The organism is Enterococcus sp. 2201sp1_2201st1_C11_2201SCRN_220225 (assembly GCF_040925905.1).
GTDB lineage: Bacteria > Bacillota > Bacilli > Lactobacillales > Enterococcaceae > Enterococcus_C > Enterococcus_C asini_A.
On the sequence record NZ_JBCOJC010000057.1, the window covers coordinates 1 to 13475 of the forward strand.

The following is a 13475-nucleotide window of genomic DNA, read 5'->3' on the forward strand; positions in this document are numbered from 1 at the left end:
GTATTATGAAATGAAAGAATCAGGGGTTATCGAAAAAACTGCCATGGTCTTTGGGCAAATGAACGAGCCACCAGGTGCCCGGATGCGGGTTGCCTTGACTGGTTTAACCCTTGCAGAATACTTCCGGGATGAAGCCGGTCAAGATGTGCTCTTGTTTATTGATAACATCTTCCGCTTTACCCAAGCTGGTTCTGAAGTATCGGCCCTTTTAGGTCGGATGCCATCCGCCGTGGGTTACCAACCAACCTTGGCAACAGAAATGGGTCAATTGCAAGAACGGATCACTTCTACTAAGAAGGGTTCCATTACTTCCATTCAAGCGATTTATGTACCAGCCGATGACTATACTGACCCGGCGCCGGCAACTGCTTTTGCCCATTTGGACTCCACTACCAACTTGGAACGGAAATTAACGGAACAAGGGATTTATCCTGCGGTGGATCCATTGGCTTCTTCTTCTAGTGCCTTGGCACCAGAAATCGTGGGAGAAGAGCACTACCGGGTAGCGACTGAAGTCCAACATGCCTTACAACGCTACCGTGAATTGCAAGATATTATCGCCATCTTAGGGATGGATGAACTTTCTGATGATGAAAAAGTCCTTGTGGCTCGCGCTCGTCGGATTCAATTCTTCCTATCTCAAAACTTCAACGTAGCGGAACAATTTACTGGCCTTCCTGGTTCTTATGTACCAGTAGAAGAAACAGTCAAAGGTTTTGCTGAAATTCTAGCAGGGAAATACGATGATCTGCCAGAAGAAGCTTTCCGAAGTGTTGGCCGAATCGAAGACGTTGTGGAAAAGGCTAAAAAATTAGGATACTAGAAAGAGGTGTCCCATGGAAGAGAGAGTTTTAACGGTAAACGTGGTGACGCCTGATGGCTTAATTTATGACCACCATGCTCGTATTGTTGTGGCGAAAACAACAAGCGGGGAAATTGGGATCATGTCCCGCCACGCACCAATCATTGCGCCCTTGGTGATTGATGAAGTCCGGGTGAAACGACTAGACTCTGATACTCACGTGGACTGGATTGCAGTTAACGGAGGCATCATGGAAGTCAGAGATGACGTGGTTTCCATCATCGCCGATAGTGCTGAACGAGAACGGGATATTGACGTAAGTCGTGCAGAACGGGCCAAGATTCGGGCGGAAAAGATGATCGAAGCAGCTCAAGAAAAAGAAGACGTGGATCAATTGCGTCGGGCAACGGTTGCTTTGCATCGGGCCATCAACCGAATCAACGTTTCAAAACATGGTTAAACAAACAAGCCTCCGAAACCTTTTGGGATTTCGGAGGCTTATTTTAATGTGGACTGACTACCTTTAGCATCTAGCAAAATTTGCCAGAATAGTAGCTGTTCTAGGAAGCTTTCGTAAGTTTATCTAAAATCAACTCTGTACAATCAATTTGGTTTGGAATGTTGCCATCGGTAGACCGTACGCGCCAAATGTCTGGGGTGATTTCATCTACTACATACATATTACCTGCTTCATCAATGCCGATTTCGATTTTGAGGTCAATTAAATTCAAGTTCATTTTAGCTAGATCTGCCTTTAAAACGGCACCGACTTTTTCTAAAATATCGAGGGCTTTGTCATATTGTCCAGGTTTTAAGAGTCCTTTCATTTGGCAAAGACGGTCAGTGATTAAAGGATCTCCTTGTTCATCAGATTTTAAAGTCACTTCAGTATAGACTGGCTCAAAGGGAATTTGCTCCGGTAAATCAAAACGACGGCACATACTGCCGGCAGTTTCATAACGTAACACAAATTCCAATGGCGGTACAGTTAACTGGCGAACTTGCATCAGTCCTTTTTCTAAGTCTGCACTGAGATAGTGGGTAGGAACACCGTTTGCTTGCATTAATTCAAAATAGTATTGAGAGACTTGCAAACCTTTTTTACCTTTCCCTAAAACGCTACCGCCCACAGTGTTGGAACCAGGATCAAAGACGCCTGCTTCGCCTGTGGCACTGTCTTTGAAAAGCAGCCAAACTTGATCATTTTCCACCTCTTTTAAGACTGTTTTTGTCTTACCATCGTACAATGTTTTCATTGTAGCACTCCTTTATTCGTGTTTATCAATGTTTTTAACGAATATAACACGGGTTTTTCTTGCTGTCGATAAAAATAAGGAGATTTTCACGAAGAATACGAGAAAAGGCAGGTATTTTATTTTAGGAAACGCCGGTTTTATTTGGAGAATTGTTAAGAAAAAGGAAACAAAGAGAAACTTTCAACAGAAGATGCTAAAGAAAAGGATAAATTTGCTTGTTTTTTGAAAGCCAATACATCTTGATAAGAAAGGCATTAGTGGAAGTTTTACTGAATAAATAAGAAGCAAAAAATTTCAATAAATAAGCATAATTATTTTAAAAAAGGGACGAAATAAGGTACAATGTGGGCAATGACTTTAAAAAAACTTTAGAAAGTCTTGGGAGAAAAGTAATTTTTCTTTCCTCTTTATTTGTGGTATTATTGACCCGTCGAGTTTTTTGAAAGAAGGGTTGTTATGCAATTTTATGGCATCGATGCACTGGTTAGAATCATTAGTCATTTAGCATTTATTTATTTGGCTTTTTGGGGCTTGCGCTCAGTGCGTTTGGACACTCTTTTTCGCTCGTTGAACAACACACAGGTTCGTTTAGTGATGATGTTTTTGGCAATTGTTTTAGGCTATCAGACAAGCTCATTCTTTCTGGAAGTCATCGCGTTGTGTCGGAATCTGTTTTATTCATTTCAATAAACAAACAGGCAAAATTACTGCAATTAGTTATTAATGATAGTAAAAAGTATGAGATTGATGCAAGCTTGGACCTAGGTTCAACATATTTCTGGAGGGAATTTTATGGAAGAGATCATCGTTCACGGTGGGAATCAATTAAAAGGAGAAGTCAAGATTGAAGGGGCAAAAAATGCCGTCCTACCGATCTTAGCTGCTACACTACTGGCTGAAGAAGGCGTTACAAAATTAAGCAATGTGCCAATTTTGTCTGACGTGCTGACGATGAATGAAGTAATCCGTCAATTAAATGTTGACGTTGACTTTGATCAAGAAAAAAATGAAGTAGTTATCGATGCTTCTCGGGATTTAAAAGTAGAAGCACCTTATGAATTGGTTAGTCAAATGCGGGCTTCCATCGTGGTAATGGGGCCATTATTGGCGAGAAATGGTCATGCAAAAGTGGCGATGCCAGGAGGCTGTGCCATTGGCAAACGACCAATTGACTTGCACTTGAAAGGTTTTGCGGCACTTGGCGCTACTATTAATCAAAAAGACGGTTATATTGAAGCGATTGCCGATGAACTAAAAGGGTCCACGATTTATTTGGACTTCCCAAGTGTGGGTGCAACGCAAAACATTATGATGGCAGCTGTGAAAGCGACAGGGACTACCATTATTGAAAACGTCGCTCGGGAACCGGAAATTGTTGACTTAGCTAATATCTTGAACAAGATGGGAGCTAAAGTTTACGGTGCTGGGACTGAAACGATGCGAATTGAAGGAGTCGAACACCTTCATTCTGTACAACACTCCATTGTCCAAGACCGGATTGAAGCAGGTACTTTTATGGTGGCTGCGGCGATGACCCAAGGAGATGTTTTGATTCTTGATGCCATTAGTGAACACAATCGTCCTTTGATTTCTAAATTAACAGAAATGGGTGCTACTATTACTAATGAAGAAAAGGGTCTTCGGGTAATTGGTCCCAAAACATTGAAACCAACCGATGTGAAAACGATGCCTCATCCAGGTTTCCCTACTGATATGCAAGCGCAAATGACAGCTATTCAAATGTTGGCCAAAGGAACAAGCGTAGTTACTGAAACGGTCTTTGAAAATCGTTTCCAACATTTAGAAGAAATGCGCCGGATGAACGCCCATGTGAAAATCGATGGCAATGTTGCCATTATCGAAGGGGGCCATTCATTACAAGGTGCCTTAGTATACGCTACTGACTTGCGGGCAGCTGCGGCTTTAATCTTAGAAGGATTGACGGCAGAAGGCATCACCCGGGTGCGTAATTTGAAATATTTGGATCGCGGTTATTACCAATTCCATAAAAAACTACAAGCCTTAGGTGCTAAAGTAGAACGAGTTGATACAGTTACTGCTCCAGAAAAAGAAGCAACCTTTGCTTAATTTCAATGACAGGAGGTAGTGTAATAGCTACCTTCTTTACATAGGTCTTGCAAGAAAGGAAGTTTTGCTATGCGTTTAAATCGTTATATCTTAACGACGCTGGTCAAAATCCTACTGGTGATTTTGTTAGCATTGGTATTGTTTATTCTTGGTACCATGATTGGCTACGGTGGAATTGGTGGCGGTATGCCGCTAAAAGTCTTCTATCCTGGTTTATGGACCCATATTTTGGAATTTATGAAATAAAACGATCCGCTGATGAACCTTGTCAGCGGTTTTTTTGTAACAAAATAAGCAGGCTTGTCAGAATATAGTAAAGAAGCTATGATAAGTCCAGAATAAAAAAAGGTAGGCTTTTAATTATGAAAGGTATTTTACTGGGGCTAGTTCGCGGGTATCAACGCTTTATTTCCCCTTTATTTCCTCCAAGTTGTCGTTATTACCCAACTTGTTCTAACTATATGGTTCAAGCCATAGAAGTCCACGGTGCGCTTAAGGGTACGATGATGGGGACAGCTCGTATTTTGCGTTGTCATCCCTTTGTTAAAGGGGGCATTGATTACGTGCCGCGCCAGTTTTCTTTAAAGCGCAATACGCAAGACAAAGAACGTCCTAACTATCAGTTTAAAAAGGAGGGGCATTCATGAAGTGGCTGACAGCTTTTCTCGATCCACAAAAAGAAGCTGAACGATTGCCCTGGTCCTTACTTTTAGATGCCGATCCTAATCAAGAATTGGTCAAAGACTATTTAGAAAAAAGCCGAGTATTGATTGCTTATGAAAAGCAAGCTCCAGAAAGGATAGTCGGGATTTTAGTCTATGAAGAGCGGGTAGCAGAGTGGGAAATTTTAAATGTAGCAGTAACACCGGCGCTTCAAAATCAGGGGATTGGACGTGTGCTCTTGCAACGCTGTTTGCAAGAAATTATGAACCAAGAAGAGGACAAACAAATTTTGATCAAAACGGGGGATTTAACCAGTCCTGCCTTGTCTTTGTATCAAAAGATGGGCTTTCGGCAAATTGACTTTGTGAAAGACTATTTTGTGAAAAACTATCCAGAACCGATTTTTGAAGGAGATAAACAGTTGCGAAACCAAGTGATTTTAGCTTATCAGCCCAAGATGAATTAAACGCTACAAGAAGGGGTCAGGTCTAATAATAGGCCTGGTCTTTTTTTGCTTCAAAAGTAGCAATATTTCCCTAATCTGGTTTTATTATGATAAAATATTTAAAGAATAGTGAGTTGATGATTAGTAGAAATATTTTCTTCTGAATAAATAAAATTTTCAGAATATTTAGTTGACTTAACATGAAAGTTTCAGTATATTAAAAACCATATATTAATGAATTGCTTTTTACTAATTATTAAGTGATAGAACAGAGGGAAATAAGGGGGAGTTTTTATGAAGAAAATGGCACTATTGTTTACAGGCTTGTTGTTGTTGTCGGCTTGTAGTTCTGCACCAAAAGGATCCAGCACAGAAGATACCGCTGGAGGCAACCAACAATCAGGAGACACCATCAAAATCGGGGTCAATATGGAACTCTCTGGTGCTGTAGCAGCCTATGGTAATCAAGAAAAAGATGGTATTGAAATGGCTGTGGCGGAAATTAATGAAGCCGGTGGAATCGATGGGAAAGAAATTGAAATCGTTATGAAAGACAATAAATCCGATAGTACAGAAGCTGTTTCTGTCACCACGAGTTTAACGACAAAAGATAAAGTGGTGGCCTTGATTGGACCTGCGACTTCAGCGGCGGTGAAATCCTCTCTACCAAATGCGACGAAACTCAAAGTACCCTTAGTAACACCTTCTGGTACGGATGATTCAATTACAATCCAAAACGATAATGTTCAGCCCTATGCTTTTCGAACTTGTTTCCAAGATAGTTTCCAAGGCAAAGTGTTAGCCGTTTACGCTACGGATACTTTAAAAGCTAAAAAGGCAGCGATTCTTGGGGATAATTCCAGTGACTACGCTAAAGGATTGACCACTGCCTTTAAAGATGCCTATGAAGGGGAAATTACAGCAGAAGAGAACTTTACGAAAGGAGACAAAGATTTCCAAGCGGTCTTGACGAAAATTAAAGATAAGGAATTCGATGTATTGTATCTTCCTGGATATTATGAAGAAACTGGCTTAATCACCAAACAAGCACGGGAAATGGGCATTGAGGTACCAATTTTAGGCCCGGATGGTTTCTCTGATCCTAAATATGTAGAAATTGCCGGTAAGGAAAATGTGGATAACATTTACTATGCTTCTCACTTCTCCACGAAGACAGATGCAAATGAAAAAGTGACTGCCTTTGTCGAGTCTTTCAAAGAACAATATGACAAAGAGCCATCTTCATTTAACGCTTTGGCCTATGATGCAGTTTATATGATTAAACAAGCCATTGAAGACCAAGGCTCTGCGGATTCTGAGGCGATTACTAAGGGCTTATCGGAATTGAAGGATTTTGAAGGGGTAACCGGGACAATGACCATTGATAAAGACCATAACCCAGAAAAATCAGCCGTGGTCTTGGGATTGCAAGAAGGTGTGGAAACAACAGCTGAAGTTGTAAATCCTTAAAATAAGTTGGCAAAGGTGGAGCGTCCTGGTGGCGGTCCTCCTTTCTGCCTTAGGACTATAAAGGTTTACCAAAGACGTATGGAGGAATGGAAGTGACAAGATGGAAATGATTATTCAACAGCTAGTGAATGGTTTGTTCTTAGGCTCAATCTACGCGCTTTTAGCGTTGGGTTACACTATGGTTTACGGCATTATCAAATTGATTAATTTTGCCCATGGCGAAGTCTACATGATTGCTAGTTTTATTGGCTATTTTATTTTAAATAATTATCCGAAAGTAGGTTTTTTCCCAGCGATGATTATCGCCATGGTAGTCTGTGCGGGCTTAGGCGTGTTAATTGAATTTTTAGCCTATCGTCCTTTGCGAAAAGCTACGCGAATTTCGGCTTTAATTACGGCCATTGGGGTTAGTTATTTGTTGCAAAATGTGATGACTTATTTCTTCAAATCGGATGCTCGGCCTTTTCCTCAAGTAATTACCCGAAAAACGATTGACCTTGGAATTATCCAAGTGAGCAATATTCAATTGATCATTCTGTTTGTTTCATTGGCGCTCATGGTCTTGTTACAGTTAGTGGTACAAAAAACTAAAATGGGGAAAGCAATGCGAGCTGTTTCCGTGGACAGTGATGCAGCTCAGTTAATGGGAATTAATGTGAACCGCACGATTTCGTTTACTTTTGCATTAGGTTCGGCGTTAGCTGCTGCAGGGGGAATGCTAATCGGTTTGTACTACAATTCCATTGATCCAATGATGGGAGTTGCCCCTGGGCTAAAATCCTTTGTAGCTGCCGTTTTAGGTGGTATTGGGATTATTCCGGGAGCTGCCTTGGGAGGCTTTGTGATAGGGTTAATTGAAACCATTGCCACGGCTTTAGGCTATTCAGACTTTAAAGACGCTCTCGTCTATTTAGTGTTGATTATTATCTTGCTGGTGCGTCCGTCGGGGATTCTTGGCAAAAATGTCAAAGAGAAAGTGTAGGTGAACCTTATGAAAAAAGTTTTAAAATACAATCTCATCTGGCTAGCCTTAATCCTAGTGAGCTATGGTGCCATTTTAGTCCTTTACAATGTAGGTGTGATTGACTTGTTTATTGACAATGCATTAGTCAATATTGGAATTAATATCATTCTTGCAGTGGGTTTAAACTTGATTATCGGCTATTCTGGGCAGTTTTCTTTAGGCCATGCTGGTTTTATGGCCATTGGTGCTTATGCAGGTGCCATTTTTGCCATGAACAATCCTACGTACGGTGGCTTTTTTCTAGGCATGGTAGTAGGAGCAATCGTTTCAGGTGTTTTAGCTTTAGCGGTGGGAATTCCTACATTGCGCCTTAAAGGAGATTATTTAGCCATTGCCACATTGGGAGTGGCGGAAATTATCCGTATTTTAATCGTCAATTTAGACGGTATTACCAATGGTCCGGCGGGGATTTTTGGAATTCCTCAGTTTACCACTTGGGAAATGGTTTTTGCCTTTGCGGTGTTAACCGTATTGATTGTGGTGAATTTTATCCACAGTGGTCCCGGGCGGGCGGTTTTATCGGTTCGTGAAGATGAGATTGCCGCAGAATCCATGGGGGTCAATACGACGAAATACAAGGTCATGGCCTTTGTGGTAGGTGCAATGACCGCAAGTGTGGCAGGGACTTTATTTGCCGGCTATAAGCAATCTGTCTTTCCAGGAGATTACGGCTTTATGAAATCCGTAGATATTTTAATCATCGTGGTCTTTGGGGGAATGGGTTCTACCACAGGCGCGGTAATTTCCGCCATCGTCTTAGGGGTGATGAATACTTTCTTGCAAGATACTGGTAGTTTGCGGATGATTATTTACGCTTTAGCGTTGATTATTATTATGATATTTAAACCAAGCGGCTTGTTAGGGACTTGGGAATTTTCCGTAAAGAATCTTTTGAACAAATTCACTAAGAAAGGAGCGGGTTCAGATGCCACTATTGACCGTTAATCAACTTACAAAGAATTTTGGCGGACTGGCAGCCGTTTCCCATGTGAGTTTGGAGTTAGATACCAATGAATTGGTGGGTTTAATCGGCCCCAATGGTGCGGGGAAAACGACATTGTTTAACTTGTTGACAGGCGTTTACGAACCTACCCAAGGAGAAGTAACTTTTTATAAGCAAGGTGAGCCGGTGAGTTTAAATGGCATGAAGCCTTATAAAGTAGCGAAGGTTGGTCTTAGCCGAACCTTTCAAAACATTCGTCTCTTTAAAGATCTTACAGTGATGGAGAATGTCCTAATTGCGATGAACGGAAAACATAAAGAAGGCTTTTTTACCAGCGTGTTTCGCTTGCCAAAGTTTTATCAAGCCGAAGCAGAGTTAGCGCAAAAAGCCAGAGAACTCTTACAGATTTTCGGACTAAGTGAAAAAGAAACTACTTTAGCTAAAAACTTACCTTACGGAGAACAACGCCGTCTGGAAATCGTACGAGCTTTGGCTACAGAACCCCAACTGCTGTTTTTAGATGAGCCGGCTGCGGGGATGAATCCCCAGGAAACTGCGGAATTAACCGCCTTGATTCGTAAAGTTCAAAAAGATTTTCAGCTGACAATTCTATTGATTGAACACGATATGAGTTTGGTGATGGATGTTTGTCAGCGTATCTATGTTCTGGAATATGGCCAATTGATTGCCCAAGGAACCCCGGAAGAAATCAAAAATAATCCCCGGGTAATCGAAGCTTATTTAGGAGGGGATATGTAATGTTAAAAATTGACAACTTAGCCGTCTCCTATGGCATGATTCAAGCCGTCCATGGCGTGAGTTTTGCTGTGAAACCTGGAGAAATTGTTTCTTTAATCGGTGCGAACGGTGCCGGGAAGACTACTATTTTACGGACGATTTCCGGGTTAATTCGACCAAAGCAAGGACAAATTCTCTTTGAAGATCAGGATATCACTAAGACAGCACCCCAAAAAATTGTAGCCAGTGGCCTATCACAAGTTCCAGAAGGACGTCATGTATTTCCCGGCCTGTCTGTTATGGAAAATTTGGAGATGGGGGCTTACTTGCGCAAAGGAGAATTCAAAGCCGATTATGAGCAGGTCTTTAAGAAATTTCCGGTTTTAAAAGAGCGAAAAAATCAAGATGCTGCCACGCTTTCCGGTGGAGAACAGCAAATGTTGGCTATGGGGCGGGCGTTGATGTCTAAGCCAAAACTTTTATTGTTAGACGAGCCGTCCATGGGCTTGGCTCCGATTTTTATTAAGGAAATTTTTTCAATTATTCAAGAAATCAACGCCCAAGGAACTACGGTGTTATTGATTGAACAAAATGCCAAAATGGCTTTATCCGTGGCCCACAGAGGATATGTTTTGGAAACGGGAAAAATCGTCTTGTCTGGAACTGGAGCTGAGCTGTTGGATTCCGAAGAAGTCAAAAAAGCCTACTTAGGAGGATGAATCATGAGTGTACGGGATTTTATGAGGAAAAATTTAATTGTGGTCAAACCGGAGACCCCGATTTTTGATGCCATTGATCTAATGAAACAAAATGATATTCACCGCTTGCCAGTACTTCACCATGAAAAGCTAGTAGGCTTGATTACAGAAGGCATTATCGGCGCAGCAATGCCTTCGAAAGCTACCAGCCTTAGTGTTTATGAAATGAATTATTTGCTAAACAAGACCACTGTGGCAGACGTGATGGAAAAAAATGTGCTAACTATTGATGCAGACGCACTGTTAGAAGATGCGATTTATAAGATGCGTCAAAACAACATAGCTGTTTTGCCGGTAATGGAAGAGGAGCGGTTAGTGGGAATTATTACCAATAATGATATTTTCGACTCCTTTTTGAAGATTACTGGGTACAATAACGGGGGAACGCGAGTGGCTTTGCAGATCACCAATGATCATCAAGGCATCTTAGCAGAAATTGGACGAGTGTTGGCGGATAATGATTTGAGCATCGCTACGGTAGTGGTTAACCGTATGGAACTGGTGACCAATGTGGAATTGCAATTGGAGTCTCGCAATACGGAAAAAATTCAAAAAGTATTAAGTGATGCTGGTTATTTGGTTATATCCGTTGCTTTAACCAATCCTAATCGGTAAGAAAAAGAGGGAAGGCCCTCTTTTTTTTGCCTAAAAAATTTCGGGGTATGGCAAAAGAACACAAGAATTTTTCCTTCAATAAAAGAGTTCCTCGTGCTTTTTTAGCTAGGCTGTGGTAAGCTAGTTAGCGAAATCAAAGGGGCAAATCTTGCCTGGTTGAATGAATTTAGCAGGAGGTAATACTGTGTCCAAAAAAAATAAAGACATTGAAGTGCGGATAGAAGAAACGACACGCAAGATTAAAGGTACCGACTATGTTATTAACCAGTTGTTCATTGGCAAAAAAATAGTGGGTGAAGTTATGACCTTAGGAGCAAAGGAACACGAAGCTTTTTTAGGAGAAGAAGATTTAGGTTCTTATAAGTCAGTGGCTTTAGCGATTGAAGCGATTTTATTGCAACATAATTTACATGATTAAGAAAAAATACTTTTTTTGTAAAAAAATTGAAATTTCCACTTGCAATCAAAAACGATTTTTTGTATGATAATGAAGTCGGGTCGAGAGAGCTTCGACTAAGTTGGAGGAGTAGCGAAGAGGCTAAACGCGACGGACTGTAAATCCGTTCCTTCGGGTTCAGTGGTTCGAATCCACTCTCCTCCACCATTTCATTGGGGTATAGCCAAGCGGTAAGGCAAGGGACTTTGACTCCCTCATGCGTTGGTTCGAATCCAGCTACCCCAGTTCTAACGAGAGCAAATCTGCTCTCGTTTTTTTGTCGTCTAAAATACTTTGACGTGGCCTGTAACAAAACGTATACTATTCTTGAATGAAAACACATACAAAATGATAAAGGATGGTAACCATGGCAACTGTTAAACAAATGCATAACGAGCAATATGGTGATTTTTTTGAAGTTAAAAATAAAAAGGGCGTCACGCTTTTACTGTCACCCTTTGGAGCAAGGGGATTGGAATTGAATTTGCCCCTAGCAGAAGGGAGTAGAAATGTTTTAGTCGGCTTTGATACAATTGAAGCCCATAAAAATGCTTATTACAACGCCAGTATTGGACCAGTAGCCGGACGGATTGCTAAGGCAGTTTTTGAGCTGAATGGCAAAACGTATCAAACAGAGGCCAATCAAAAAGGCAACACACTGCATGGTGGCTTTCTTGGCTTTGATAAAAGAAACTGGAGTGCTGAGACATTTGAAGAAGGAGAGAAAGCAGGAGTAATCTTTACTCTAGAAAGTAAAGATGGCGATGCTGGTTTTCCGGGAAATTTGAAAGTTGAAGCAATTTATACGTTAACGGATAATGATGAATACAAATTTGGCTTTAAAGCAACTACCGACCAAGCTACGTTATTCAACCCTACCAATCATGGCTATTACAACTTAACCGGTAGCCCAGAAAATTCGATTGATGAACATATTTTAGAAGTTCATGCCAGTCAGGTAGCAGAAACGCAAGATGACGTAACTACCACTGGACAGATTTTACCTGTTGCTGGAACAAAATTTGATTTCTTTAGCCCTAAAGCAATTGGTGACACCATGCTCGATGATCCTTTTGTCTTGGATAAAGATCAGGATTGCGCTTTGGTATTAACGTCACCAGATAAAAAAGTTAGCCTCGCGTTAACTACAACTGAACCTGCTATTGTGATTTATACTACCGGAAAAGCAGAAGTTGGCGATGTCATGAATGGTGGTAAGATGGCCTTTCATGGTGCAGTGGCCATTGAACCACAAAAAATTCCTGGAACGGAAAGCTACCCTGAATTTGGTTCCATTACATTGACTCCAGAAAAGCCTTATTTTGCAGAAAGTAGTTTTAAACTGTCCTATTAATAAAATTTAAGTCTTGAGACAGAACTTTTTTGAGAAGTTCTGTCTTTTTTCTTGACAGTCATTGATTACAAATGTAAACTTTAAATGTAGCGATGATTACATGTGTAAACAAAGGAGGAAAGGATATGGAAGCAACCAGCGCTGAGACACAAATGAAAATCAGTGATTCTGAGTGGGAAGTGATGCGCGTTTTATGGACATTAGGTTATGCCGATGCTCAGGAAATCACTGGTATTTTAGGTGCTAGCATGAATTGGAAATTAGCCACGGTGAAGACGCTCCTCGGTCGCTTAGTGAAAAAAAATGCAATCACTACAGAAACGGTGGGAAAGAAATTTCGTTATTTTCCGGCAGTCAGTGAAGAAGAGACCATTCAAAGTGCTACGGAAAATCTCTTTTCCCATGTTTGTGCTAAAAAAATGGGGGCAACCATTGCAGATTTAATTCAAGATGCTGAATTAACAGCAACAGATATTGCTTTGATTCAACAGACACTCATGGATAAAGTGGCGACCCCTCACATTGCTTGCAACTGTATTCCCGGTCAGTGTGAGTGCAAAGAACATCAAAACTAAAATTTATTTAATGGAGGAATGAATCATGAAACAAACTTTTGCAATCGAAGGTATGAGCTGCAACCACTGCGTTGCCAAGGTAGAAGCAAGTATTAAGGAATTACCTGGTATTCAAAAAGTCAAAATTAATCTAAAGAAAAATAATGGGGTAGTGAAATATGACGAAGCCCAAGTGACAGCGGATAAAATTGCGGAAACTGTGACAACAGCAGGCTATCCAACAAAGGTGAGCTAAATGAGTGAGATGACCAATTCCCAAACTCAAAGTTTTGTCATTACCGGCATGACCTGTGCCAACTGTTCTGCTC

At 41.0% G+C, this 13475-nt stretch carries 18 protein-coding genes and 2 tRNA genes; 19 read left to right on the plus strand and 1 reads right to left on the minus strand.

Annotation, left to right across the window (positions count from 1 at the left end; translation table 11 throughout):
• Both atpD and AB5754_RS11905 read left to right on the plus strand, forming a co-directional pair.
• On the plus strand, positions 1-823 hold an 823-nt coding region (atpD, locus tag AB5754_RS11900), incomplete at its 5' end, for a F0F1 ATP synthase subunit beta (protein ID WP_368259615.1).
• A gap of 13 nt (positions 824-836) precedes the next feature.
• Entirely contained in the window at positions 837-1262 is a 426-nt protein-coding gene (locus AB5754_RS11905; protein WP_311832816.1) for a F0F1 ATP synthase subunit epsilon, read from the plus strand.
• Between the two features lie 100 nt (positions 1263-1362).
• Here AB5754_RS11905 and AB5754_RS11910 read toward each other — a convergent pair whose 3' ends face one another.
• The gene (locus AB5754_RS11910) at positions 1363-2058 is read right to left on the minus strand and encodes a phosphoribosylaminoimidazolesuccinocarboxamide synthase (RefSeq protein WP_368252267.1); all 696 of its coding nucleotides are present in this window, start codon (positions 2056-2058) and stop codon (positions 1363-1365) included.
• A 456-nt stretch (positions 2059-2514) separates the two neighbouring features.
• On the opposite strand from AB5754_RS11910, the gene AB5754_RS11915 reads away from it, so the two are divergent.
• The 17 genes from AB5754_RS11915 (at position 2515) to copZ (ending at position 13402) form a co-directional block, all read left to right on the plus strand.
• A complete protein-coding gene (locus AB5754_RS11915) occupies positions 2515-2748 on the plus strand; it encodes a DUF1146 family protein (protein WP_311832818.1) in 234 nt (77 codons plus the stop codon).
• A 102-nt stretch (positions 2749-2850) separates the two neighbouring features.
• The gene (murA, locus tag AB5754_RS11920) at positions 2851-4146 is read left to right on the plus strand and encodes a UDP-N-acetylglucosamine 1-carboxyvinyltransferase (RefSeq protein ID WP_311832819.1); all 1296 of its coding nucleotides are present in this window, start codon (positions 2851-2853) and stop codon (positions 4144-4146) included.
• A 69-nt stretch (positions 4147-4215) separates the two neighbouring features.
• The gene (locus tag AB5754_RS11925) at positions 4216-4392 is read left to right on the plus strand and encodes a DNA-directed RNA polymerase subunit beta (RefSeq protein WP_311832820.1); all 177 of its coding nucleotides are present in this window, start codon (positions 4216-4218) and stop codon (positions 4390-4392) included.
• A 116-nt stretch (positions 4393-4508) separates the two neighbouring features.
• Positions 4509-4793 (plus strand): membrane protein insertion efficiency factor YidD, encoded by a 285-nt coding sequence (gene yidD, locus AB5754_RS11930; RefSeq protein ID WP_311832821.1) that lies wholly within the window; start codon positions 4509-4511, stop codon positions 4791-4793.
• Positions 4790-5275 (plus strand): GNAT family N-acetyltransferase, encoded by a 486-nt coding sequence (locus AB5754_RS11935; protein ID WP_368252268.1) that lies wholly within the window; start codon positions 4790-4792, stop codon positions 5273-5275. Before yidD ends, AB5754_RS11935 begins: the two co-directional genes overlap by 4 nt.
• 273 nt (positions 5276-5548) lie before the next feature.
• A complete protein-coding gene (locus AB5754_RS11940; protein ID WP_368252269.1) occupies positions 5549-6724 on the plus strand; it encodes an ABC transporter substrate-binding protein in 1176 nt (391 codons plus the stop codon).
• A gap of 100 nt (positions 6725-6824) precedes the next feature.
• Entirely contained in the window at positions 6825-7706 is an 882-nt protein-coding gene (locus AB5754_RS11945; RefSeq protein WP_311832824.1) for a branched-chain amino acid ABC transporter permease, read from the plus strand.
• Positions 7707-7715: 9 nt separating this feature from the next.
• The gene (locus AB5754_RS11950) at positions 7716-8693 is read left to right on the plus strand and encodes a branched-chain amino acid ABC transporter permease (protein ID WP_368252270.1); all 978 of its coding nucleotides are present in this window, start codon (positions 7716-7718) and stop codon (positions 8691-8693) included.
• Entirely contained in the window at positions 8674-9450 is a 777-nt protein-coding gene (locus tag AB5754_RS11955; protein ID WP_311832826.1) for an ABC transporter ATP-binding protein, read from the plus strand. The genes AB5754_RS11950 and AB5754_RS11955 overlap by 20 nt, the downstream gene beginning before the upstream one ends.
• Positions 9450-10148, plus strand: a complete 699-nt coding sequence (locus AB5754_RS11960; protein WP_368252271.1) for an ABC transporter ATP-binding protein — start codon at positions 9450-9452, stop codon at positions 10146-10148. Before AB5754_RS11955 ends, AB5754_RS11960 begins: the two co-directional genes overlap by 1 nt.
• Before the next feature lie 3 nt (positions 10149-10151).
• The gene (locus AB5754_RS11965) at positions 10152-10802 is read left to right on the plus strand and encodes a CBS domain-containing protein (protein WP_368252272.1); all 651 of its coding nucleotides are present in this window, start codon (positions 10152-10154) and stop codon (positions 10800-10802) included.
• A gap of 184 nt (positions 10803-10986) precedes the next feature.
• On the plus strand, positions 10987-11220 hold the full coding sequence (locus tag AB5754_RS11970) for a DUF2969 domain-containing protein (RefSeq protein WP_368252273.1): 234 nt from the start codon (positions 10987-10989) through the stop codon (positions 11218-11220).
• A gap of 102 nt (positions 11221-11322) precedes the next feature.
• Positions 11323-11406: transfer RNA gene (locus AB5754_RS11975), tRNA-Tyr, on the plus strand.
• A 6-nt stretch (positions 11407-11412) separates the two neighbouring features.
• Positions 11413-11484, plus strand: a tRNA-Gln gene (locus AB5754_RS11980).
• Between the two features lie 121 nt (positions 11485-11605).
• Positions 11606-12592, plus strand: a complete 987-nt coding sequence (locus AB5754_RS11985) for an aldose epimerase family protein (RefSeq protein ID WP_368252283.1) — start codon at positions 11606-11608, stop codon at positions 12590-12592.
• A 125-nt stretch (positions 12593-12717) separates the two neighbouring features.
• Entirely contained in the window at positions 12718-13167 is a 450-nt protein-coding gene (locus AB5754_RS11990) for a CopY/TcrY family copper transport repressor (RefSeq protein WP_368252284.1), read from the plus strand.
• A gap of 25 nt (positions 13168-13192) precedes the next feature.
• Positions 13193-13402, plus strand: a complete 210-nt coding sequence (gene copZ, locus AB5754_RS11995; RefSeq protein WP_311832832.1) for a copper chaperone CopZ — start codon at positions 13193-13195, stop codon at positions 13400-13402.
• Positions 13403-13475: the final 73 nt, after the last annotated feature.